Annotated in this window: 22 protein-coding genes; all 22 read left to right on the top strand. The window is 39.7% G+C overall.

Features of this window, described 5'->3' with window-relative positions:
• The first annotated feature begins 32 nt into the window (after nucleotides 1–32).
• The 22 genes from QWZ01_RS09550 (at nucleotide 33) to QWZ01_RS09445 (ending at nucleotide 22923) form a co-directional block, all read left to right on the top strand.
• Entirely contained in the window at nucleotides 33–1973 is a 1941-nt protein-coding gene (locus QWZ01_RS09550; protein WP_290323083.1) for a sigma 54-interacting transcriptional regulator, read from the top strand.
• A 189-nt stretch (nucleotides 1974–2162) separates the two neighbouring features.
• Nucleotides 2163–2564, top strand: a complete 402-nt coding sequence (locus QWZ01_RS09545) for a hypothetical protein (RefSeq protein ID WP_290323082.1) — start codon at nucleotides 2163–2165, stop codon at nucleotides 2562–2564.
• 11 nt (nucleotides 2565–2575) lie between these two features.
• Nucleotides 2576–2953: a hypothetical protein gene (locus tag QWZ01_RS09540; RefSeq protein WP_290323081.1), complete on the top strand. Its 378-nt coding sequence runs from the start codon at nucleotides 2576–2578 to the stop codon at nucleotides 2951–2953.
• On the top strand, nucleotides 2937–4049 hold the full coding sequence (locus tag QWZ01_RS09535; RefSeq protein WP_290323080.1) for a PAS domain-containing sensor histidine kinase: 1113 nt from the start codon (nucleotides 2937–2939) through the stop codon (nucleotides 4047–4049). Before QWZ01_RS09540 ends, QWZ01_RS09535 begins: the two co-directional genes overlap by 17 nt.
• 34 nt (nucleotides 4050–4083) lie before the next feature.
• On the top strand, nucleotides 4084–6255 hold the full coding sequence (locus QWZ01_RS09530) for a cbb3-type cytochrome c oxidase subunit I (RefSeq protein WP_290323079.1): 2172 nt from the start codon (nucleotides 4084–4086) through the stop codon (nucleotides 6253–6255).
• A complete protein-coding gene (locus tag QWZ01_RS09525) occupies nucleotides 6242–7285 on the top strand; it encodes a cbb3-type cytochrome c oxidase subunit II (protein ID WP_290323078.1) in 1044 nt (347 codons plus the stop codon). Before QWZ01_RS09530 ends, QWZ01_RS09525 begins: the two co-directional genes overlap by 14 nt.
• A 20-nt stretch (nucleotides 7286–7305) precedes the next feature.
• The gene (locus QWZ01_RS09520; RefSeq protein ID WP_290323077.1) at nucleotides 7306–7572 is read left to right on the top strand and encodes a hypothetical protein; all 267 of its coding nucleotides are present in this window, start codon (nucleotides 7306–7308) and stop codon (nucleotides 7570–7572) included.
• Nucleotides 7569–7976: a cytochrome C gene (locus QWZ01_RS09515; protein WP_290323076.1), complete on the top strand. Its 408-nt coding sequence runs from the start codon at nucleotides 7569–7571 to the stop codon at nucleotides 7974–7976. The genes QWZ01_RS09520 and QWZ01_RS09515 overlap by 4 nt, the downstream gene beginning before the upstream one ends.
• Before the next feature lie 25 nt (nucleotides 7977–8001).
• Complete coding sequence (locus QWZ01_RS09510) at nucleotides 8002–8490, top strand: hemerythrin domain-containing protein (protein WP_290323075.1); 489 nt, start codon at nucleotides 8002–8004, stop codon at nucleotides 8488–8490.
• Between the two features lie 10 nt (nucleotides 8491–8500).
• Nucleotides 8501–9451, top strand: a complete 951-nt coding sequence (locus QWZ01_RS09505) for a helix-turn-helix domain-containing protein (protein WP_290323074.1) — start codon at nucleotides 8501–8503, stop codon at nucleotides 9449–9451.
• A gap of 170 nt (nucleotides 9452–9621) precedes the next feature.
• Nucleotides 9622–10896, top strand: coding sequence for an NAD(P)/FAD-dependent oxidoreductase (locus QWZ01_RS09500; protein WP_290323073.1), 1275 nt, complete (start codon nucleotides 9622–9624; stop codon nucleotides 10894–10896).
• A gap of 160 nt (nucleotides 10897–11056) precedes the next feature.
• Entirely contained in the window at nucleotides 11057–13273 is a 2217-nt protein-coding gene (locus QWZ01_RS09495; protein ID WP_290323072.1) for a tetratricopeptide repeat-containing sensor histidine kinase, read from the top strand.
• Nucleotides 13274–13397: 124 nt separating this feature from the next.
• The gene (locus QWZ01_RS09490; RefSeq protein WP_290323071.1) at nucleotides 13398–14438 is read left to right on the top strand and encodes a YncE family protein; all 1041 of its coding nucleotides are present in this window, start codon (nucleotides 13398–13400) and stop codon (nucleotides 14436–14438) included.
• 162 nt (nucleotides 14439–14600) lie between these two features.
• Complete coding sequence (locus QWZ01_RS09485; protein ID WP_290323070.1) at nucleotides 14601–15041, top strand: carboxymuconolactone decarboxylase family protein; 441 nt, start codon at nucleotides 14601–14603, stop codon at nucleotides 15039–15041.
• Nucleotides 15042–15272: 231 nt separating this feature from the next.
• The gene (locus QWZ01_RS09480; RefSeq protein WP_290323069.1) at nucleotides 15273–15902 is read left to right on the top strand and encodes a pirin family protein; all 630 of its coding nucleotides are present in this window, start codon (nucleotides 15273–15275) and stop codon (nucleotides 15900–15902) included.
• A 62-nt stretch (nucleotides 15903–15964) separates the two neighbouring features.
• Nucleotides 15965–17320, top strand: a complete 1356-nt coding sequence (locus tag QWZ01_RS09475) for a TolC family protein (protein ID WP_290323068.1) — start codon at nucleotides 15965–15967, stop codon at nucleotides 17318–17320.
• Nucleotides 17321–17349: 29 nt separating this feature from the next.
• On the top strand, nucleotides 17350–18399 hold the full coding sequence (locus QWZ01_RS09470) for an HlyD family secretion protein (protein WP_290323067.1): 1050 nt from the start codon (nucleotides 17350–17352) through the stop codon (nucleotides 18397–18399).
• Nucleotides 18396–19985, top strand: a complete 1590-nt coding sequence (locus QWZ01_RS09465) for an efflux MFS transporter permease (RefSeq protein ID WP_290323066.1) — start codon at nucleotides 18396–18398, stop codon at nucleotides 19983–19985. Before QWZ01_RS09470 ends, QWZ01_RS09465 begins: the two co-directional genes overlap by 4 nt.
• A 464-nt stretch (nucleotides 19986–20449) precedes the next feature.
• Nucleotides 20450–20623, top strand: a complete 174-nt coding sequence (locus QWZ01_RS09460; protein ID WP_290323065.1) for a hypothetical protein — start codon at nucleotides 20450–20452, stop codon at nucleotides 20621–20623.
• Complete coding sequence (locus tag QWZ01_RS09455; RefSeq protein ID WP_290323064.1) at nucleotides 20620–20823, top strand: hypothetical protein; 204 nt, start codon at nucleotides 20620–20622, stop codon at nucleotides 20821–20823. The genes QWZ01_RS09460 and QWZ01_RS09455 overlap by 4 nt, the downstream gene beginning before the upstream one ends.
• Nucleotides 20816–21781: a sterol desaturase family protein gene (locus QWZ01_RS09450; protein ID WP_290323063.1), complete on the top strand. Its 966-nt coding sequence runs from the start codon at nucleotides 20816–20818 to the stop codon at nucleotides 21779–21781. Before QWZ01_RS09455 ends, QWZ01_RS09450 begins: the two co-directional genes overlap by 8 nt.
• On the top strand, nucleotides 21781–22923 hold the full coding sequence (locus tag QWZ01_RS09445) for a formylglycine-generating enzyme family protein (protein ID WP_290323062.1): 1143 nt from the start codon (nucleotides 21781–21783) through the stop codon (nucleotides 22921–22923). The genes QWZ01_RS09450 and QWZ01_RS09445 overlap by 1 nt, the downstream gene beginning before the upstream one ends.
• The last annotated feature ends 157 nt before the right edge of the window (nucleotides 22924–23080 follow it).

Genomic DNA, 23080 nt, shown 5'->3' with positions numbered 1-23080 from the left:
ACAACATTACTTTTAGTTGTTATTAAATAAAAATGGACAGAAGAATACTGATAGTTGAAGATGAATCGTTAGTGGCGTATGATCTTAAACTGATCCTGACAAGAGCCGGTTATAAGGTTTGTGGCATTGCCGATTCGGTTGAGGAGGCCTTGGAAATCATTGAGGCTAAAAAGCCTGAAATGGTGTTGCTTGATATTTTTTTAAAAGGCCCGCTGAACGGTATAGATCTTGCTAAACAGCTAACCGTTAAAAATATAGCTTTTGTGTATCTGTCGGCAAATTTTCAGGAAAGTATTCTGGAGAAAGCTAAAACCACGCAGCCTTATGGCTTTCTGGTAAAGCCATTTCGTGAAAAGGAATTGCTTATTACGCTGGATGTAGCTTATTATAGGCACCAGAACAGTATTGAATCAAAACTGAGGCAAGAACAAACATTAGAAGAGATATTTAAAAATATTACGGCAAATGCACTTCCCTGGCGACAAAAACTATTGGAAATAGCCAGAAGTATACAACCGTATGTACCGTTTGATTATCTGGGTATTGGTGTAAAGCAAACTCCAGAGGGTTCATATGGAGGTATTTCTTTTTTACGTATTGGCTTTGATGAATACCAGGTGATTGGAATTGATGAATTTATGAACATCAGCCGTAAAAACCTGGCCGATATCAAGAAGATGAAGCAGGAGACAAATCTTGGTACTCAAGCTCAAATTTTTAACAACGAAGATTTTATAAAAATAGGTCAACGATTCCCTATAAAGAAAGTAGTGGCAGATATATTTCAAATGCGGTCATTTTTGCATTTACCCTTGTTATTTGCTAAAGATGATACATTAACGTTGTCGTTTTATAATCATAAAGCCGATGGTTACACAAATGATCATTTGCAGTTGCTAAGGCGTTTACAACAGTCATTACTTACGGTTATGGATTCTATATTTCCGGCTGTTGCAGATATTACAGAACCGGAAATAACAAGCATTCATTTAAATGATGATGTAGTTAGTAGCAAGCATAAAGAGATAAACTTTAATAACATTGTTGGCAACAGTAAACAATTATTAGCAGTACTTGATCACATAGCCATAGTTGCACCGCTTACTACGTCGGTTTTAATACTTGGTGAAAGCGGAACGGGGAAGGAGAGGATAGCAAAATGTATCCATAATTTGTCTGCACGTAAAAACAAGCCGCTTGTGGTGGTCAACTGCGCCTCGTTGCCGGCAAATCTTATCGAATCTGAACTGTTTGGGCACGAGAAGGGAGCTTTTACCGGTGCCATTGAACGGAGGATAGGTAAGTTTGAACAGGCCAATAACGGTACGATTTTTTTGGATGAGATAGGCGAAATGCCACCCGAGCTACAGGTAAAGTTATTACGCGTTTTGCAGGAACAGGAAATTGAACGTTTGGGTGGGCGCGAACCGTTTAAAATTGATGTGCGAATCATTGCAGCTACCAATCGTAATCTTGAAAAGGAAGTGGAAGAGGGACGTTTCAGACTCGACTTATATTATAGATTGTTTGTTTTTCCGATAATTATTCCACCCTTACGTGATCGTAAGGATGATATTGAAGCCTTGGTATCTTACTTTATTGAATTGTATTCACAAAAAAACGGCAAACTGGTTACAGGTGTATCTGATGAGGTTTTGGATCAGTTATTTGAATATCATTGGCCTGGTAATGTGCGTGAACTTGAACATTTTATTGAAAGAAACATATTACTGTGTGATGGGCAGGTTATCAAAAGAGTAAGTTTACCACAATCCAAAAACATAACCAGAGATAACGGTCAAGCCGCATTTAAGCTGCAAACCATAGACGAACATGCCCGCGAACATATTTTAGCAGTCATAAAAAAATGCAATGGCAAAATAAGCGGCAAAGACGGAGCTGCCGAAAAATTGGGTTTACCAGCTTCAACACTTCACTCAAAAATGCAAAAACTTGGTATAAAACTCAGGTAGTTTAAATACATACACTTTTTAAAGAGCCACGTTATTTAAGTATAAAACTTATTAACGTGGTTTTTTTGTTTATATGTAATTTATACTACTCAAACCTTAATTGATACATTGATTAAGGGCCTTATCTGTCTGATCTTTACAACATCAAGTTGTAGTATTTGATTTTGTTTAACCCGTAAAATTAAGGTTATGAAAAACGTTACAAGTTTCCTGGTTGCTATGCTGGCAAGTGTATTCATATACATATCTGTAAACCTGTTTAACCTGATCAACTCGGCTTTTGAGCCTGCCGGTTTGTTCATGAACGTTTTTCAAATTATCATCATTGTAAAATGCATAGCACTGGTGATCTTTTTCACACCTGCAAAAATTGATCTGAAGCAGGTTGCTTACGGATATCTTTTAGCCAATACGTTTATCGTTGGCTATCACATTATAACTTATAGCGTGATAGCCTTTCCCATATATATAGTCATTTTCCAAGCAGTGCAGGTAATAGGTTATTTGATTTTGCAAGGCAGGGTTAAGGTTTCAGAAAGCAGCAAACTGCGTATTCCTGAAAAAGCAAAATTAATAACGGAGCGAATTTAAAGGTTAACGGTATGCATAGTGATTATGAATTAGTTGATGTAATTATCGCTCTCCAGGAGAGGGGCTTCAATCACGACTTTGTCATCGAAAACGAGCACATCAGGTGTTTGCAATACAATGAGCTTATTGCACCCGATGACTTTGAAATAATGGAAACACACCATTGCGAATGTTGTAAAAAATACAAAAATGGCAGCTTGCTTTATGCCATCAGGCTAATGAATTATGATGTGAAAGGCATATTGATGAGCAATTATCAATCATATCTCAAGGGCATGTCAATGCAGTTGTGGGCCAAGTTTGATCATGAACTACGGAACGGGCAGCGCGAAATGATAGGTAAAGATTTAATGAAAATTACAAAAGGGCAAGATGAAAAAGGGATTTAAAAACGATATGGATAGATCGGGCAGTATTTCTGCATACACTATTGGAGAACCCTATTCAGGCAGTTGGAAAATAATGTTCCATAATAACCAATTATCTTACTGCCCCGCTACCCGCAAAATTTTGGGTTTAACAAAAGTTGATGAAGGTAAAAACGGCTCTGTTTTTGGTTTGATACAACCATCGTATCTGCGAAAACTCTTGTATCATTTTAAAATAGCCTGTGCTGGTAAGAATACCTTAAATGCATCAATCAAAATAATAACACCGCAAGGGCGGGAAAAATGGCTCCAGATAAGCGGGATGGTTTATAGCAGGCGCTGGGGTAAAGGCGAACAAATGATTGGCACGGTTGAAGATATTACCCAGCAGGTTAAAGAGGAATGTATGTGCAGGGCCATCGTTAACCACGAAATGTGTACTCCTCTAACCATTATAAAATTAAACACCCAATTTCTGATTGATCAGTTATCACAAAGCTTTAATAAAAAGCCATTGAAGCTATTGCAGGTAGTTGATCAACATGTTAACGGAATTAGCAGGCTTCTTGATGAATACTTGTCATCTGCTATTGATGAGGAACGTATGTTTCAGCTTAATCCAACTTTAATTGATTTGGCCGCTTTGATAGAAAGTGTTTTGGGCGAAATGAAGATCCTTTATCCTGGTCATCGCTTTTATAGGAATGGCCCCGATACTATTTGGATTTTAGCCGATAAGTTTAAAATCATGCAGGTATTGATCAATTATTTAACCAATGCCGTTAAGTTTTCACCGCCATGTTCGCCCATTGTGGTACATGTTGACGTAACCGATAAATATGCGGAGGTGGCTGTTTGCGATCAGGGCGTGGGCATTAGTGCGGAATGTGGTGAGCAACTATTTCAGGAGTTTTATCAAAATACAAGTACCAAAAGAAGTAAAAACAGCAGGGGGCTTGGGTTATATATCGTAAAACAAATCATTAAAAAGCATGGGGGAGAAGTAAGGGCAGAAAATGGACAAAACGGTGGTGCCATATTTTACTTCAGCTTGCCAATACGTGAAGCGGCAGCGGTTACAGGTGTAGGGAAAAGCACAATTGAATTGGTAGCCTAAAATTAAAAGAGTAATCATCTTCAACAAATTTGTCATGAACCTTAACCGTTATAAAACAGGCTGGCTTACAATAAGTTTATTGGTTTTAAACTATGGTGCAACTGTTTATGGAGCCGATAGTGCCATAACTCCGACACCTGTATTTAGTGTAGGGGCCTGTATACTTATAGCTCTGGTTATTTTTTTACTGTTATTACTATTGCTTTGGTTAATAAGGCTGGCCAAAAGTTTGAGGCAGGATACGGCCGAAACTGATTATTCATCAACACATTGGTTACAGAATGAGGTTAACAATCTGGATGCAGAAGAACTTGATCTGTTAATTAACCGACGTAAAAAAATTAAAGGGAACAACGGAAGCCGGCACAAATCACCGGGAAAGGGTGCGGTACTTACCATTTTTTTTCTTGTTTTTTCTGTTTTGGCAGCCCATGCTCAGGATGCTGATAACGGCGGTGATGTAATGAAAAGCCCTGGTATGTTCATCATGCTTGCGCTGGTATTGATTCCGCTGGTTGTTACGGTTTATTTAATTGGCCTACGACTTAGCAATATAACACGCAGAACCCGTTACAGTAAAATTAAAAAGGATACGCTCGCGCTTACTGGCGCGGTAGACGAGCAGTCTGTTTCTGTAGATGATCTGATCAACCGCAAACAGGCACTTAATTTTAAACTAACAGATGATGAACTGGCAGGTACATTATTACCTGATGATAAAAGGGCCTTGCTACGTAATATTACCGAGGTTGAATCGCCAAGATTTTTTGCTTCAAAACGTAAGGCAGCCAATAAGCACCAGATTGATCCAGAAATAGTAAGGCTTATTATGTGGTATTTAGGTACAGCCACTTTTTGGTTGGTTATCGGCACATCTATAGGCGAATATCTGGGTATAAAATTCGTATCGCCCGACACCGATCACATCAGTTGGTTAAGTTTTGGCCGTTTGAGACCGGTGCATACCAATATGGTATTTTGGGGATGGTCATCGCTTGCTATGATAGGGCTGGGTTATTATGTGGTATCAACAGTGAGCAATACAGTTGTATATAGCGTAAAAAGAGCCTATCAATCTTTAATTTTAATAAACGCAGCAATAATTACGGGTAGTTTATGCCTTATGGCAGGCATTAATAACGCAGGAGGCGAATATCGCGAATACACCTGGCCCGTGATGGGGGTTTTTGCTCTCGGTATTGTACTTACGCTCATCAATTATATACAAACCATAGCACAGCGTAAAACCAAAGAGATTTATATATCTAACTGGTATATTGTTTCGGCATTGATGTTTTTAACGGTTATTGCCATAGTGGGTTATATCCCCTGGTGGCAAAATGGCCTGGGCGAAACCATTGTTCAGGGATATTACATGCATCAGGCTGTTGGTATGTGGTTCATGCTGTTTAACCTTGGGCTGGTTTACTATTTTTTACCACAACAGCTTAATACCCCAATATATTCCTACAGCCTTGGAATACTTGCTTTTTGGTCGCAGATATTGTTTTATACACTTATAGGTACGCATCATTTTATATTCAGCTCAATACCCTGGTGGTTGCAAACAGTAGCTATTGTAGGTAGTATGGGTATGCTGATACCTGTGTTTTCGGGCACAACCAACTTTTTAATGACATTCAGGGGCAGTTACCATAAAATAGGACGCAGCTATACATTGCCATTTTACATTGTAGGGATACTATTTTATTTTACAGGTTCAACCCAAGGTACGGCCGAAGCCTTCAGGTCAACAAACCTGGTATGGCATTTTACCGATTTTACCGTGGCTCACTCGCACCTTACCATGTATGGTATCATAGCGTTTCTGCTTTGGGGCTGCGTTTATACGCTTATTCCGCGATTAACAGGCCGTGAACCCAAACAAGGTTTGGTAGGTGCTCACTTTTGGATGGCACTGATTGGTGTCTTACTGTATACGATTCCGCTAATGGTAGGCGGAACATTAAAAGGTATAGCCTGGCAGGCAGGAAAGCCATTTATTGATGGAGTAGTGCTCATGGCACCTTATTGGTTGTGGCGGGCTATAGGAGGTTCATTGATGTGGGCATCACATATCATATTTGCCTGGAACCTATATTCTATGGCCACCGGTGGTGTGGAGGCAGATATTAAAAAGAAAATTTTTGAGCAACTAAACCCATCTGTTCAACCCGAAACTGAAATCACCAATGGAACTCTATAATAATCATAAAGGGCTTTTCCTTGCGGCAGCTGGTTTGTTTATTCTGCTTACGTGTTTTGTAGCTATAGGGCCAGCTTTAACCAGCCAGAACAATAATGCGCCGCTGCCAAACAGTAAAGCGCTCACAGCCCTTGAAAATGAAGGTAAGGCGGTATACGTAGCCGAAGGGTGTATAGCATGCCATACCCAACAGGTACGTAATGTTGATATGGATAAGGTTTGGGGTGAGCGGCCAAGTGTAGCGGCCGATTATGCCCGTAATACGCGCATGGATACCTGGCGCAGTACAGCATTGCTCATGGGATCTGAACGTACCGGCCCCGACCTTACAAATATTGGCAAAAGACAGCCCGTAAGTGATTGGCACCTGCTTCACCTTTTTAATCCACGAACTGTTGTAAAGGAATCGGTAATGCCATCATATGAGTGGTTGTTTGAAGTAAAGGATTATCCATTTGTGGAGGATGTAACGGTAAACGTTCCTGACGAATTTAAGAAAGGTATAAGCGGAAAAATTGTAGCCACACACAAGGCCCTTGCGCTGGTTGCCTACCTCAAATCATTAAAACAAACAAAATTGCCCGATGGAAAGCCTGTCCCCATTTTTCTTTACGGACAAAGTAAAACGGATTTAAATACCGGGACTAAAGGTACAGGGAGCGCTGCCAAACCTGAATTTGATGGAGCTGCTTTATATGCGGCCAATTGCCAAAGCTGCCATCAAAGCAATGGGGAAGGTTTGGTTGGCGCATTCCCGCCTTTAAAGGGTAGCAAGGTGGTACTTGATGATAATCCTGAGGTACAGGTAACCATTATTATGGAGGGATATAATGGCCGCGTTAGTGAAGGATACGGAGTGATGCCTGCAGTGGGTACCAACAATAATTTAAAACCTGAAGAGGTAACCGCCATTGTAAATCATGAGCGCGAAAACTGGGGTAATAATTCTAAAAAGGCAACACTTGCGCAAGTGAAAAAAATTATTGAATCATTAAAAAGGCCTGCCGCACCGGTTATTGCCAAGAAGTAAAAGCATTGACTTTATACCATATGAGAAAATACAGCATACTTATTTTATTTTTTTTTATAAAACTAAGTGCTTTTGCCTGCCCGGCTTGCGGTAAGCAGCAGCCTAAGGTATTGGAAGGTATCACACACGGCGCTGGCCCCGATAGTAACTGGGATTATTTAATTGTGGGTATTATGGTGGTGGTAACCCTGTATGTTTTATACGCTACTATAAAGTGCCTTATAAAGCCGGCCGAGAAAAATGAAAATCACATTAAAAGAATGGTGCTTAACGATTTTGACCAATGAGAGAGCAAAGTTTTATAACCTTATTTATGGACGATGATCCCCAGCCAATTGGTGAATTTCCGGCACCGGTTTCATTTGATCTGGATACCCGGAAGCTTACCGATGGCAGCCACATTCTCAAAGTGGTGAGTAAAGACCACCTCGGTAAGGAGGGTATTAAATTTATTCCATTTGTGGTTCGTAACGGTCCGGCTATTGCTATTGAGGGGCTCAAAAAAGATGAAATTGTTGACGGTGTGCTGCCGCTCATGATCAATGCTTATGGGAAAGGAGATCAGAAAAGTTTTATGCTGGTAGGTAGTGAAACTCCTCAAAGTATTCCGTGGTGGCTAATGGTGGGTATTATTTTATTTGTTGCCTGGACCGGCTATTTCATCATCACCTCCCTTTCCATAAAACTATAGCGATGGTGTAATTAAGAGATTGACAATGGAAAATAAACCTTTAAAAAGAAGCGTGTATATGATGGCCCTATCAAGGGAACATCATGAAGGTTTATTGTTTAGCTGGAAAATAAAAGAAGGTATTAAAAAAGGAATACCCTTTTGGCGATTGAATAAATATGCTGACTTTTTTTGGTCGCATCATTTACAAAGACATTTCAAACAGGAAGAAGAATTGCTATTTAGCCTTATAAATAACGCGCTTACTAAAAGGGGATTGGATGAGCATAAATTATTAAAGGAGGGCTTTTGGCGTATTCAAAACAATCTTCTGCGAACAAACGAAGAATATCTGGTTTTCGCGGAACTGCTCATAAACCATATCCGCTTTGAAGAGAGAGAACTATTTCCGTATCTGGAAAAAGAATTGCCGGCCGTAACGCTCATGAAAGTAGGTGAAATATTAGCCGGTAATCATGAACCTTTTGAGGATGATTATAGTGATGAGTTCTGGATAAACGAAGTAACAAACTAAGCGGTAAAACATGACCTTTAATCAGCAGCCGATCAATAACCTATTATCTGGGCAAATCAGCAAAAATAAACAGCTGGTTAGCCATCATCAGATGAAAGATATAGCTACATACTCTATTAGTCGGCTGCAAAGAGCTTTTGAGCTGCCTTGCCAAAGAAACAATTACCTGTATGTTGCTAATGGTAGAGAACCGCTGTATAACGAAGAACCATTCCGTACCGAAACCTATTCTATTTTGTTGCTCAAAAGCGGCGAAATGCATTTTAAAACCAACTTAACCAGTTACAATATTAGCGGGCCGGCAATTATTACTATCGGGCCAACCGTTATTCGAAGTTTTTACCGTACAGATAGCACGCCAAATATGGAAATCCTGTTTTTTAAGGATTCATTTTTATTGGAAACAAGGGCCAATATCTTTTATCTCAACAGGTATCATTTTTTTGAAGACGATGATTTGCATGTGCTGAGTTTACATGAACCTGAACAGAACAGGCTGGCTGCTGTATTTGATTTGATCAATGATAGTTATGATAAAGATCTCCCTCATGAGCCTTTACTTATGCGCAGTTATGCCTATCTCTTAATTCATGAAATAGCGGCGCTTCACTGTAAATATAATATTCGGGCAGACCGGTGTGATAATAGCTCCATATTTATAAAATTCCGTGGTTTGTTGGTTAAAGAATTTTGGCGGCACCGATCGGTTGGGTTTTATGCCGATAGATTAAATGTTTCGCCTAAGTATTTTTCAGAAGCCATTAAAAAACAAACAGGTAAAACCGCAAGCGAGTGGATTGATGATGCTGTTTTGCTTGAAGCCAAGGTGTTGTTGCAGGATATAGATTTAAGTATAGCTCAGATCAGTAACAGGCTTAATTTCTCTGACCAATCGGTTTTTGGCAAATTTTTTAAGACTCATACATGTTTATCCCCTATAGAATATCGCAAAGCATTATAAAAAAACAGGATGCCAACCGATGCTGAAGCCCCAATAAACCTTTTTAAAAAAATATAGCAGGAAAATTTGTGCCATAAAATAAGAAGCTATAAAGTAATAACTGCTAAGTGCTTTGTTAAAATATTATTGATGAATTGATTAAGGAAATAGTGCAGTTTAATATTAATATCATGACGCATCCAACAGCAAATTACACTAAAAAAAGGATTGTTATTATAGGCGGAGGTTTCGCTGGATTGAACCTGGCCCAGCGGCTTTATAAGAATAAAAATTACGAGGTTATATTGGTTGATAAAAACAACTATAATTATTTTACACCCCTGCTTTATCAGGTTGCCACTGGTTTTTTAGAGCCGTCAAGCATTAGTTACCCTTTCAGAAAGCTTTTCAGAAATAAACAAATAAGTTTCAGAATGGCCGAATTACTAAGGGTTGACCCGGAAGCGCAAATTGTTTATTTGAATGATGGTGAATTATCATACGATCATCTGGTATTTGCGGCCGGGGCCAGAACTAACTTTTATGGTATTGAGAGTGTTGAACAAAATGCTATATCGTTGAAAGGAATTGACGATGGCTTACGTATGCGTAATGCTTTGGTGAAAACTTTAGAAAAAGCCGCAGTTGCTACGAGTACAGAAATGCGCGAAAAACTATTAACTATAGTAATTGCCGGAGGGGGGCCAACAGGTGTAGAAGTGGCAGGTATGCTGGCCGAAATGAAAAAATATATTTTAGCTAAGGATTATCCTGAACTTTCCAGCAAACCCGGAAAACTTTACATAGTTGATGGCGGCCCGGATTTGCTGGCTCCTATGAGTGATAAAACACACAGTGAAACACGCAAAGCTTTACAGGATTTGGGTGTTCAGGTTATATTAAATACGCACGTTAAAGGGTTTATTAATGGGAGGGTTGAGTTTTCAAACGGTGAAATTATTGAAGCAAAAACGCTGATTTGGGCAGCCGGTATTATTGCCAATACTTTTGATGGTATCCCTGCTACCAGCCTGGGCATGGGTAAACGTATGATAACAGATGACTTTAACCGGGTAAAGGATTTAAGTAACATATGGGCCATTGGCGATATCAGCGTGCAGGAAACGGATTCAGTTTATCCTAAAGGTCATCCGCAGTTAGCACAGGTGGCTATACAAATGGGCCGTAATTTGGCTAAAAACTTTGACGCGCTGGCCAGGGGCAAAGGTTTTAAACCCTTTAAATATTTTGACAGGGGAGATATGGCAATTGTAGGCCGACATAATGCAGTAGTTGACCTATTTAAGCATAAGGTTCATTTAAGTGGCTTTGCTGCTTTATTTGTTTGGCTGTTTATACATCTGATATCTTTGGTTAATTATAATAACAAGATAAAAACCTTATATAACTGGGCAGTTGCTTTTATGACAAGGGATCAGGCATTAAGGATGGTATTTAAAGGATGAACAAGTGTAGGAATCGCTTAACATCTAAGCTTTTTTAAATTGGCAGATATACATGATTATGTTTAAATTTAAAAAAAGACAGATGTATATTAGCTCGAAACCAAATATCAGCCGGGCTGACATGATACGAAAGTGTAAACTGCTTCTACCTTGTCTCTTTTTGATCATTTCAGTAAACGCGCAAGAGATCACCAGGCGCCATGTTGATTCTTTGCTGTTACAAAACAACTTAACGGGTACCAATCATATTAATAGCTTGCTGGAGTTGGCAGAGTTTTATACGCATTTACGCCATCCTTTAACATCACAATTAGATAGTGCCGCTTACTTCATTATTCAATCAGAGCAATTAAACGGGCGTTCGCCCAAGCCCAATATCAGCAATCATATTGCGTTGATGCGCGCGGCACTTTACAAAGCAAAGGGCGAACTAAAAATGGGCCAGTCATTACTTGAAAGAACTATTGTAAATATTCGTGAATCTAGAGACAAACCTTTGCTTGGCAAGGCTTACTTCGAGTTGTCAGAATATTACAGTCAGGATTTTTTGCAGCAGTCTATGATTTCCCGTATCTATTACCTGAACAAGGCTGTAAATGCTTTGGAAGGAACTAATCACCTGGTTGAACTGGCACGGTGTTACAGATTATTGGCCGATCTGCATCAAATGAAAAATGATTATACCCAATCATTTGCAGAGGCAAAAAAGGCATTGGCCAATTACAGGCTGGCAAGATATACGGAAACTCAGGGTATTTACGCGTTGATGGGCAGGCTTTACTACACCCAAGGCGATTATAAAAAAGCTATTGATTATGAGCTGATGGCACTGAAAATGGCTACCGAAAGCAGCGCAGATAATGTGCGGCTCCTGTGTCAGATCAACAATAATTTAGGATACGACTTTGTAAAGCTGGGCGATAGCCAAAAGGCACTGATGTATTTTTCACGCGCGCTGGATATTGCCAAATCTGAGAAAGACAATATAACCATATACCTGCTTGCCGGTAATATAGTTGACGTTTATCTTCGATCGGGGCAAGCTCAAAAGGCTAAAGCGTTTTTGACAGGTATAACCCAGAAATTTGTTTATCCAAAGAAACGATTGTATGAAGGAGGCGATGGGGTTAGTCAAACCTATCTGAAAATATATCTTGCCCTAAAACAATATGATATTGCCCGGCAGTACTGTGATGAATTGATCATACAAACAAAAAACCCCAACCTTAATTTATATTCGCGCAGTGGTTACTATGAACTGATCATTAAATTTTACATAGGAATCGGCAGGTTTTCAGAGGCTTTAAAATATCTCAAAATGAACCAGGACCTGCTTCAAAAAGTAGGTAATGAGAATGATATGGGAACCAATGATGTACTTTGGTTTTCTCTGGATACAGCTCAACGCAATTATCAGTCGGCTATTAATCACCTTACTAAAGCCAATGCAATTAAGGATTCTGTGTTCAACCTCACCAAAAGTAAACAAATAGAACAATTACAAATTGAATTTGAAACGCAGCAGAAAGAGGCGCAAATTACACTATTGAATCAAAAAAGCAGGTTGGAGCGGGCTAATTTACAGCAGGCCAATGTAGTTAAGAACTTTACTATTGGGGGAATATTCTTATTGCTGGTTATTGCAATGTTGCTATATCGTCAAAATTTGCATAAGCAAAAGAGTAATGAGATTATCACTTCTAAAAACACACTGCTGGAAGATCTGCTAAAACAAAAAGAATGGCTATTAAAAGAGGTACATCATCGGGTAAAAAACAACTTGCAAATAGTGATGAGCATTTTAAATACGCAGTCGGCGTATTTGCAGAATGATATAGCAATTGAAGCCATCAAGGGCAGCCAGCACCGGGTAAATGCTATAGCCCTTTTACATCAGAAATTATATAGCGGCGGTAACATAGCGCTTGTATCAATGCCCTCTTATATTTCCGAGCTTATCAACTACTTAAGTGATTCTTTTGATACCGGTTTCAGGCATATCAAAATAATACAGGCATCAGACCCCCTGAATCTTGACCCGGCCCAGGCTGTACCCATTGGGTTAATATTAAATGAGGCCATAACCAATGCCATAAAATACGCCTTTGACCGGCGTGGCGGAGAAATTTTAGTAAGCTTGGCTATGCATGAGAGTGGAAATGCTGTTTTAAAAGTTTCGGATACAGGCAAAGGGTTGCCCCCTGATTTTGATTTCAGCGAAACCAGTTCGTTGGGAATGGAAATGATGAAAGCGTTGGGTAAACAGTTGAAAGGGAAATTTACCGTTGAAAACGATTCAGGAGTTACACTAACTATAATTTTCCCGATTGAACAAAGCCGTGCTGAGGTGTTTGCAGAAAAGGGTTACATTGATTAAATCTCTTTTTATTTATATGGTCGGTTAGCATTTGGCTTATTGGCGTAAACAAAAGGTGGTTATTTTTATTTTATAAAGTAACCAGAAACCAGGATCCGAATTTCTCAACCATTAATTATTCAGTATGAGCAAATCAGTTGATAAGTATTTTTCTGCAACAGTTAATTGCTTTAAAATAAGTTGTTTATTCATTGTAGGTATGGTGTTGTTGCTTGTATGGTTTTGGCCCATGAACAGCGAGGCTCAGTCAAAACCAAGGCAATACCTGCTTGCCTTATCAAAAGCAGAACACACGCTGACAATTGTAGATGCCGCCACTTTTAAAGTTATTGCAAAAGTTCCTGTTGGCCCTGATCCGCACGAGGTTGTTGCATCTTCCGATGGTAAAACAGCTTACGTTTCCAGCTATGGTGGAGGAAGGTTTCATGAACTTGATGTAATTGATATCATTAACCAGAAACTTTTAACCAAAGTAGATACAGATCCGCTTAAAGGTTTGCATGGTTTAATGTTTGCAAATGGCAAAGTTTGGTTTACAGCCGAAGGTTCAGGATCAGTAGGAAGTTATGATCCGCATACAGGCAAAGTAGATTGGAGTATGACCACCGGGCAGGATAGAACGCACATGATATACGTAACTGCCGATGGCAAAAAAGTTTATACAACTAATGTTAACTCGGGAACGGTAAGTATTTTAACAGATACGTTTCCTGGTAAGTGGGTAGCAAAGGTTGTCCACGTATCAAAAGGTGCAGAAGGGTTTGATGTTTCGCCCAATGGCGGTGAACTGTGGACGGCCGCCGCTACGGATGGGGCCATATCCATTATTGATCTCGGCAGCAATAAGGTTTCAGAGAAAATTGATGCAAAAATATTTGGAGCCAACAGGCTTAAATTTACACCTGATGGTAGGCGCATTTTAGTTTCGAGTTTGAGTAATGGCGATCTGTTTATTTATGATGCTCAATCGCGTAAAGAATTAAAACGCGTTAATATTGGTTCAGGTGCGGCTGGCATTTTAATTGAACCCAATGGATCTCGGGCCTTTATAGGTTGTACAGCGGATAATTACGTTGCTGTTGTAGATCTTAAAACTTTTCAGGTAATCAATCATATTGACGTAGGTAATGGGCCCGATGGTTTAGCATGGGCTGCTCAAAAATAGTATGACCTAATGCTGGTTGGCAAAAAACATTGCGATTTATCTTAATGATGTAAACAGAAAAACTTTTCAATATATCGGTTCGTAGCGCGGCCTAAATTTGAATACATCAACAATAATTCGAGCAACATAGTTTTTTAACTAACAAACCAACACAATCATTTTATGAAAGAAAGATTTAATTTGCTTCAGGTATTGCCCGGAGCCTACAAGCCATTTATTGAATTAGATAAAATGCTGGCAGATACACCGCTTGATAAAATTCAGCGCGAAATGATCAAGGTGCGTACATCGCAAATTAATGGCTGTGCATATTGCTTAAATATGCACACTAAGGATGCTATCAAATACGGGGAACAACCACAACGCCTTTATGTAATGAGTGCCTGGCGCGAAGCTCTCAATTGGTTCAGCGAGCAAGACCAGGTAATACTTGAACTTACCGAGCAGGTTACTAACATTTCGGAGCATGGGGTAAGCGATGAGTTGTTTGAAAAGGCAGTTGCTCTTTTTGGCGAGGCTACTACCGCGAAAATTATACTAGCAATTGTTTCTATGAACTCTTGGAACCGGTTAGGGATAGCCTTTCATAAACATCCTGAATAAAAAACACTGAAAATATAAAACCTATGGAAAAGGATCGGTAACCAACGTTGCAGGTCCTTTTTTTGTTTAACGAATGTTCTATCTGCCCTGTCTTTTCTATAAATCTCAAAACAGGAATTTCGACGAAAAATACAGTAATCCAAACCTTTTTCGGGGTGTTTTAGAGAAGATATTTGTATTGTACAAACGAGGTGTGAAGACTTAAATCTTAAAGTTGTTAACAAAACAGATATGAGGTACATCGCAGAGCAAAACAGGAAATTTACAGATATGGGAGGTGTAAAAATATCGCACGCCATTTATCCTGTGGTATATCCGCCAGTAGCAACAGGCTGGGGTACTGTAATAAGGTTTGACAATAAAGTAATGAAGGCCGGACGGCAGGAAATTCAAAACTTTACTGGTAGCCCTATGCAAATCATCAGAATAGTGATCAGCGGATCAGCTGCTTATTATGATTCTACAGGTTACTCTACTGTTTTAAACCAGGATGATGTATTGGTGGTTAACCCCGGCAATGGAGCCCTGCAATCGGTTCTGTACAATTCGGACGACGGCCTTGAAAACGAATTGTTAGAAATATGGCTTAAATCTAACAGTAATGGCCTTAACCACATTTTACATACTTTAAATTCAGATAACAGCGGCTTAGGCAGAATAAAATTTAAAGCAGGCACAAGTTATGATATAACCGGTAGCAAAAAAACGCATAGTATCATTCTTTCAATTTTGTGCGGCGCAGTACTGGCCAACGGCAAGTACCTCAATTATGGCGATGTGGCCATCTTTTCTTTAGAAAATCCGATACACCTTGAATTTGAAAGATCAGCAGATGTTTTTCAGATAGAAGTTGAAAATTAACGAGAAGTGAATAAGCGCTATAGCATGGATAAACAGCAGCTGCTCATATTAATAATAACGTCATGAAAATCGTCATTAATAAGCCTATTATAAAGTTAGCAGGAATTGCCTTTACCTTGCTTTTTGCTTTGCAGTTTGTCGCCAATGCCCAGATAGCTGCCGATTTGGGTAAAGTTTACACGCTTTCATTGCAACAGGCCATTAATCTTTCAAAAAGCAGTAATAACTTGGTTAAGGCCGCCAAAAGTGAAGAAAGCGCCAGTACTGCTGATTTTAAAGATGCCCGGAATAACGCGCTCCCATCAATTTTTGCCGGCGCAAATTATCAGCGTTTTACAGAACTTACATTATATCAGGGACTTAAATCTGTTAAATCAATGTCCAGGTATCCAACGCCTAACGGAGCGGATGCAGGAGTATCCGCTAATTTTAATCTTTATGCAGGCGGCCGCCAAAAGGCGTATGAGGCTGAGCAAAGCGGTAAAAAAGATCTCGCAACTGTAAGCACACAGGAGCAAACTGGAAATGTTGGTTTGCAGGTAGTATCTCAATATCTTAATATGGTTCAGTTGAATGATCAAAGAAAGTTTATTAAAGAACAGGTGCTGCGGGCCGAAACCCGTTTAAAAAATATCACTGCGTTATATAATAATCAGAAGGTAACCCGAAGTGATGTATTAAGGGCTGATTTAGCATTGTCGGCTGCAAAGCTTAACCTTGAACAAGCTGAAAATGATATAGAGATAGCCAATCAAAAATTAAATGTATTGCTTGACTTGTCCGACTCAACTAAAGTTGCACCTTCTGATTCGGCCGCTATGCCCAGACCAGCTGTTGAAAGTCTGACACCTATGTTATTTGGAGCCGCGAAAGACGCTTATGCCATACGCAAGGCCGCTGAGGATATTAAAATCCAGGATGCCAGGATAAAGGGAGTTAAAAGCGGATTTTCGCCAACCATATCATTGTATTCTGCTTATGGTATTAATTATCCGAATTACCTTTTTTATCCCCCGGTAAATCAGGCCTACTCCATTGGTTTTATTGGGGTAAGGGTTCAGTATAATATTTCATCAGCATATCAAAATAAGCATAAAACTTCGGCCAGTCGCATCAGGTTGCAGGAACTGCAATATGTACAGCAAAACATCAGTGATAATGTTCGGGAGGAAGCCGGAAGTTTGCTGATCAAATATAAGGAAGCGCTCCACCGCATAACCGTTACCGAAAAATCAATAGAGCAGGCAAGGGTTAATTACAAAATAATAAGTGCTAAATATTTTAACCAGCTGGCACTGCTTACCGATTTGCTTGATGCCGATAATTTGTACCTGGAAACGAGGTATGATCTGGTTCGGGCACAAACCAGTGCACAGTTTATCTATTACCGGTTGCTATATACTTCAGGAAACTTATAAAGCCAAATAATTCCAACACCTTATATATCATGGAAGCTACACCAAACAAAAAAAGCCAGCTCGGAAATTTGATCTTATCTATAGTGGCATTAATAGTTGTAATAGGGGCTGTTATATACTTTATAAATTATTTTTTAACCGGAAGCAGATATCAGGAAACTAATGATGCGCAGGTTGAGGCATACATTAACCCGGTATCGGCAAGGGTAGGGGGCTTTATTAAAACAGTTCGCTTTGATGAGCACCAACTGGTAAAAGCCGGTGATACACTCGTGGTACTTGATGATCGGGAATACCGCCAGCGCGTAACCGAAGCCGAAGCTGCTGTAGATGATACTCATGCCCAACTTGGAGTGTTGATAGCAAGTATAGCATCGGCACAAGCCAATACGCTGGTTAATAAAGATCAGATTGCAGGTGCAAAGGCTCGCCTGATCCTACAGCAAAAGGATATAAAACGGTATAAAAATCTGATCAAAGAAGAAGCTATTACGGGATCAGATCTGGAGTCTGTTCAGGCTCGTTACGATGTTTCTGTTAGTGATTACGATGCGAGCCAAAATAGCCTCAAAACAAGCTATGCTAAAATTGCCGAATTGCAATCGCACAAAGCTCTGTTAACTGCCGATCTGAAAAGGAAAACCGCTCAATTAGAGCTTGCCCGTATTAATTTGGCTTATACCATTGTAACCGCACCATACGCAGGCCGTTTAGGTCGCAAAACCATATTGGAGGGCCAGCAGATACAACCCGGACAGCCACTGGTATCTATAGTGAACGAAAAAGATAAATGGGTAACTGCCAACTTTAAAGAAACGCAAATAAATGACATGCATGTTGGCCAACCGGTTGAGATAAGGGTAGACGCTATTGACGATAAGGTTTACAAAGGAGAAATTGAAGCAATATCTGCATCAACCGGGGCCAAGTTCTCTTTACTGCCGCCTGATAATGCTACCGGTAACTTTGTTAAAATTATTCAGCGTATACCTGTTAAAATTAGGTTTATTGATACGGATATAACAGCAGTAAAAGCAGGAATGAACGTTTTGGTATCTGTTAAAAAGAAAGCCATATGAATGCGCCAGTTTACTTTAAACCATGGTTGATCAAGCACAACCTCAGCGGTATCATTGTGCTGTTTATCATCCTGCTTTCAGGTGTAGCGCAATTTGCCGCATTAGGGTTTAGTCAAAACTACGTGATCTCATATCTGGGTGCCCAGCCAGAGGATATTACTTTTGCCATACAATTAACTTATATTGGTATCATAGTAACCTTGCCGATTCAATTTAGGTTTTTGCGACGGTTTGAGGTGAGGGATTATCTTACCATAAATATTTTTATTGGAATATTGCTCAGCATAGCTTGCATGTATACTTCAGATATAAGGCTATTCTTTATTATTCGCTTTCTTCAGGGCGTAATGATCTGTATCCTTTCTGGCAGTATACTTATATTAATCCCCAGCTTTCTAAAACCGGAATATCGTCAGGCAATAGGTACGTCTGTTTTTTATGGAACGGTATTAAGTGCCAGTGTATTAGTTGGTATTGTAGCCGCTAACATAACTCTAAATGCCGATTTTAAAATCATATACAACTACCTTATCATATATCAGGTAGTTGTGCTTTTTTTGATAAGAACTACTTTAAATGCAAAGTCAGGCATCAGGCCTTACCCTCTTTATCAAATAGATTGGATTGGTGCTGTATTTTTCATATTTGGAGGCGTGGCTTTTGCCTACACTATTATTTATGGCTCAAAATACTATTGGTTTACAGATCCGCGAATTAAGCTTTCTATTGTTATTGCTGTAATAGGCTTTGCCACATATTTGTTACGGCAATCAATGTTAAAAAGACCTCACATTGATATTACCGTTTTTAAATACAGAAATTTTTGGGTGGGGCTGATACTCCTGGCTATATATTATGGCTCAAAGGAAACTATAAACATCATTTTTGGTTACACTGCATCTGTATTGCAATGGAGCCCAACCGAAGTAGTATTATTGGGCTTAAGTAACATATCAGGATTAATAACATTTATGATTATTTCAGCAATTGTGCTGATCCGAACTAAAAATACCATTATATATTTTTTTATATCAGGTTTCAGCATGTTGCTTTTATATCAGCTGTGGATGTATTTTATTTTTACACCCGACCTATCATTTTTAGACCTCCTATTACCGCTGTTTTTTCAGGGAGCAGCTTCAGGTTTGCTGTTTGTGCCCATCATGGTATTTACTTTAGGCTCAATACCCCCTGCTGCCAATGTAACAGGGCTTGCTGTTGCCGCTTTTACCCGTTTTACCTCCTTACTTAACGCTGGTGCAGGTTTTTATAACATTCAACTTTATTACAACCAATTGTACAAAGAAAGCTTTCTGAATCACTTAACCGGGGTTGATCAGCAGGTATCTGAAAGGGTGGGGGCCTTTAATCAAATATTCTTATCAAAAGGATTTAGTACAGATCAGGCAGCCGCAGCTGCAAATCTGTCCTTAGCCAAAGCGTTAACCATCCAAAGTCAGCTATTAACTAACCGGGCATCATTTATGTTTATAGCAGTAATTGTTGCAATAGTATTAGTATTGGTGCTACTGGTGTTCAGTTATCAAACTTATATTAAATACAAACAGTTAAACTTAACCGTTTAAAGATCTTATTAAGTACTAATCCCTTAAGGACGAAAAAACAAGCCTAAAATCGCTTTTTTGGCTTAAATCACCATCATAATTTTAAAGAACACAAAATTTTAAAATAAATAATATAAATTCTATAGAATTAGTAGTAATTAATCAAATCTTTATATATATTTGTTTTATAAATTAAAACAACAACTATTAATCCTGTTTAAAAGCAACCACCATGCAACCCGAACTTTTACCTAAATACGGCTTTGCTGACCATCAATCACCTGGTATTGCTTTTTCTTGTTGTTGTACTCCTTGTTGTTGCTGTTAATAAATAGCACCATAAGGATTTTTCCTTCCTGACAGGCCGTTGCATATTACACGGTCCTTCTGAATTTTTCCAGGTTCAATTTTTAACTAACAGGTACCCATGCCGGTATTACAACTGCTGTGCGGTATCTACACTATAATCACTTAATAAGCTTTTTATGACCATTAACGACGTTTCTCTGCTTGGGAAAAAGATATTGGTGGGTATTATTGTAACCCTCATACCTTTTATCATCATTTTCGGCGGGCTGTGGCTCGGCCGTAAGCTATTGGAGCAAGGTTCTAAACCCAAGCAAGCCTTAATTATTAAACCTCAAATTTACCGCTTATGAAATTAGAAGAAGCTAAAAGGACAAGGATAATCAAAAACGCCTTCCTGAGTCTATTATTATACGCGCTGCCTATTGTGCTCATGTTTGCAACGTTTTACATCACCGGCCAGCGCCCGTGGGAAAAACAGGAAACACAACATAAATGGCACTCAGCCACAAAAAACAAAAATGTAAACACTCAACCTCAAAGCAATGATTGAAAAGATAAATCAAATAATAGAAAACCTTAACGGTTATGGTTTTTCAGTATTAGTGCTGGTACTCGGTGTGCTCGAGTTTTCCTTCGGCCTTTATAAAAAACGGTGGAATAAAAACGAAAAATGGGTTGATATTGCCTGCTTTACCATTCCAAAGCTGGTAGTAAGACCCCTGGTAGCTTACTACGGTTTAAAAGTATTACCTGCCATACTTCCGGGTTTAAAGGATACGTTTAGCTGGGTGCCTTTTTTCTGGGGCTTTATCATTATAGCCGTGGCTGATGATCTTACCCAGTATTGGTATCATCGTTTACATCATGAAGTACCGTGGTTATGGCGTTTTCACCGTACGCACCATTCGGCATCATACATGGGTATGGCTATGGCCAGCAGGCAAAATATTATTTATACCATATTTTTTTCACAAACCTATTTAACAACCGCATTGGTTTACCTGGGCTTGGGTATCCCGGCAGTTATAGTTAAAGGTATTAAAGGAACCATCACTACACTGGCACATTCGAGCATTCCATGGGATAAGCCATTTTATCAATATAAAGTATTGCATCCGCTGGCGTGGGTATTAGAACGTACCATCTCAACTCCGGCCACTCACCATGCACACCATGCCGCTACAACCGATGATGGGGTAGGATACTACAAGGGTAACTTTGGTAACATGTTCTTTTTGTGGGATATTATTTTTGGTACGGCACATATTTCCCGCCAGTATCCTAAAGCCTATGGTATATCACATTATGAGGGCGATCAATGGTACGCGCAGCTGGCCTGGCCTATATTTAAATCAAAAGTACCCGGAAGCGAACTCGCTGCCGATGGCCCTATGGTTAAGGAAGATGTTCCGTTGCAATCTCATCAATTGTATCGCCCTGACAAGGTTGAAGAACCTGTTGATGAGCAGGTAGATGCGTCATTTCAATTACAACCTGTTAAAGCGTAATGAACAAAATTGTACTTATACTTTTTAGTGTGATGTGGCTTGCCTCCTGCAAACAGCCTGAAAAACAGGTGGAGGTTATTGCGGTGGCCCAGGCTCACAGCCCTAAAAAGAAAGTTTGCTGCGAATCAAATATTCCTAACAGGTTTAAACCGGTAGGGCTAAGTAATGCGGTACTTGCCCTGCCCGATGAAAATGAAACCCATACCAACCATGCGGGGATGGTATGGGTACCTGCAGGATCATTCAGAATGGGTGCGGATAACCAGCAGGCCGAACCTGATGAATATCCCAAACATAATGTAACAGTCAACGGCTTTTGGATAGATAAAACGGAAGTAACCAACGCGCAGTTTGAAAAGTTTGTTAAAGCCACTGGCTACATAACTACAGCGGAGCGCAAGCCCGACTGGAACGAGCTTAAAAAACAAATGCCTCCCGGTACCGAAAAACCTGCCGATAGTTTACTGGTGGCAGCATCACTGGTGTTTGTACCGGCCAGTCATGAGGTTAACCTGAATGATTACAGTCAGTGGTGGGCCTGGAAGGCTGGTGCAAACTGGAAACACCCTCATGGCCCCGGCAGTAATATCAAGGGAAAGGAAAATTATCCCGTGGTGCAGGTTTCGTGGTTTGATGCTGTTGCTTATAGCAAGTGGGCTGGCAAGCGCCTGCCAACAGAAGCCGAATGGGAACGTGCCGCAAGGGGAGGGCTTGAGGATAAAATTTATCCCTGGGGTAATCAAAAAGTAAGCGAAGGTTTACCCAAGGCAAATACCTGGGAGGGAAGCTTTCCATATAAAAATATCCAACGTGATCATTACTATTATTTAGCCCCCGTTAGTTCATTTGCCCCTAATGGCTACGGTTTATATGATATGGCCGGTAATGTTTGGGAGTGGTGTGCCGATTTGTATAACAACAACTACTATAAAACAATAAGCAACCCTGCCGGGATTAAAAACCCTCAGGGGCCAGGTAAATCATATGACCCCGACGAACCTTATGCCATAAAACGCGTGGTACGTGGTGGTTCATTTCTGTGTAACGACAGCTATTGTTCCGGTTACCGGGTTTCGCGCCGTATGAAAACAACTGAGGATAGCGGCATGGAGCATCTGGGTTTCCGATGTGTTAGCAATTAAATATAATACCCCTTAATAAATAATTAACCTGCCCCATGTTAAACGGGCAACAACAGAAAGGAAAATGAAAAAATAACAATTACATACTGCAAATAAGGGAAAAGCTTAGCTTTTCCCTCCTTCATTAAAACAACGAAACAGGGATCGATTGGCGTTG

Origin of the sequence: Mucilaginibacter aquaedulcis (assembly GCF_030409325.1) — a bacterium.
Lineage (GTDB): Bacteria > Bacteroidota > Bacteroidia > Sphingobacteriales > Sphingobacteriaceae > Mucilaginibacter > Mucilaginibacter aquaedulcis.
Note: the sequence above shows the minus strand (reverse complement) of the source record. Positions and strands in the feature narration are given on the sequence as shown.

Excerpts from the sequence above, each read along its gene's own strand:
- QWZ01_RS09505 (WP_290323074.1), top strand. The coding sequence starts at position 8,501 with ATGACCTTTAATCAGCAGCCGATCAATAACCTATTATCTGGGCAAATC.
- QWZ01_RS09550 (WP_290323083.1), top strand. The coding sequence starts at position 33 with ATGGACAGAAGAATACTGATAGTTGAAGATGAATCGTTAGTGGCGTAT.
- QWZ01_RS09475 (WP_290323068.1), top strand. The coding sequence starts at position 15,965 with ATGAAAATCGTCATTAATAAGCCTATTATAAAGTTAGCAGGAATTGCC.
- QWZ01_RS09530 (WP_290323079.1), top strand. The coding sequence starts at position 4,084 with ATGAACCTTAACCGTTATAAAACAGGCTGGCTTACAATAAGTTTATTG.
- QWZ01_RS09490 (WP_290323071.1), top strand. The coding sequence starts at position 13,398 with ATGAGCAAATCAGTTGATAAGTATTTTTCTGCAACAGTTAATTGCTTT.
- QWZ01_RS09500 (WP_290323073.1), top strand. The coding sequence starts at position 9,622 with ATGACGCATCCAACAGCAAATTACACTAAAAAAAGGATTGTTATTATA.
- QWZ01_RS09545 (WP_290323082.1), top strand. The coding sequence starts at position 2,163 with ATGAAAAACGTTACAAGTTTCCTGGTTGCTATGCTGGCAAGTGTATTC.
- QWZ01_RS09540 (WP_290323081.1), top strand. The coding sequence starts at position 2,576 with ATGCATAGTGATTATGAATTAGTTGATGTAATTATCGCTCTCCAGGAG.
- QWZ01_RS09525 (WP_290323078.1), top strand. The coding sequence starts at position 6,242 with ATGGAACTCTATAATAATCATAAAGGGCTTTTCCTTGCGGCAGCTGGT.
- QWZ01_RS09460 (WP_290323065.1), top strand. The coding sequence starts at position 20,450 with ATGACCATTAACGACGTTTCTCTGCTTGGGAAAAAGATATTGGTGGGT.
- QWZ01_RS09465 (WP_290323066.1), top strand. The coding sequence starts at position 18,396 with ATGAATGCGCCAGTTTACTTTAAACCATGGTTGATCAAGCACAACCTC.
- QWZ01_RS09515 (WP_290323076.1), top strand. The coding sequence starts at position 7,569 with ATGAGAGAGCAAAGTTTTATAACCTTATTTATGGACGATGATCCCCAG.
- QWZ01_RS09510 (WP_290323075.1), top strand. The coding sequence starts at position 8,002 with ATGGAAAATAAACCTTTAAAAAGAAGCGTGTATATGATGGCCCTATCA.
- QWZ01_RS09450 (WP_290323063.1), top strand. The coding sequence starts at position 20,816 with ATGATTGAAAAGATAAATCAAATAATAGAAAACCTTAACGGTTATGGT.
- QWZ01_RS09485 (WP_290323070.1), top strand. The coding sequence starts at position 14,601 with ATGAAAGAAAGATTTAATTTGCTTCAGGTATTGCCCGGAGCCTACAAG.
- QWZ01_RS09455 (WP_290323064.1), top strand. The coding sequence starts at position 20,620 with ATGAAATTAGAAGAAGCTAAAAGGACAAGGATAATCAAAAACGCCTTC.
- QWZ01_RS09445 (WP_290323062.1), top strand. The coding sequence starts at position 21,781 with ATGAACAAAATTGTACTTATACTTTTTAGTGTGATGTGGCTTGCCTCC.
- QWZ01_RS09470 (WP_290323067.1), top strand. The coding sequence starts at position 17,350 with ATGGAAGCTACACCAAACAAAAAAAGCCAGCTCGGAAATTTGATCTTA.
- QWZ01_RS09535 (WP_290323080.1), top strand. The coding sequence starts at position 2,937 with ATGAAAAAGGGATTTAAAAACGATATGGATAGATCGGGCAGTATTTCT.
- QWZ01_RS09480 (WP_290323069.1), top strand. The coding sequence starts at position 15,273 with ATGAGGTACATCGCAGAGCAAAACAGGAAATTTACAGATATGGGAGGT.
- QWZ01_RS09520 (WP_290323077.1), top strand. The coding sequence starts at position 7,306 with ATGAGAAAATACAGCATACTTATTTTATTTTTTTTTATAAAACTAAGT.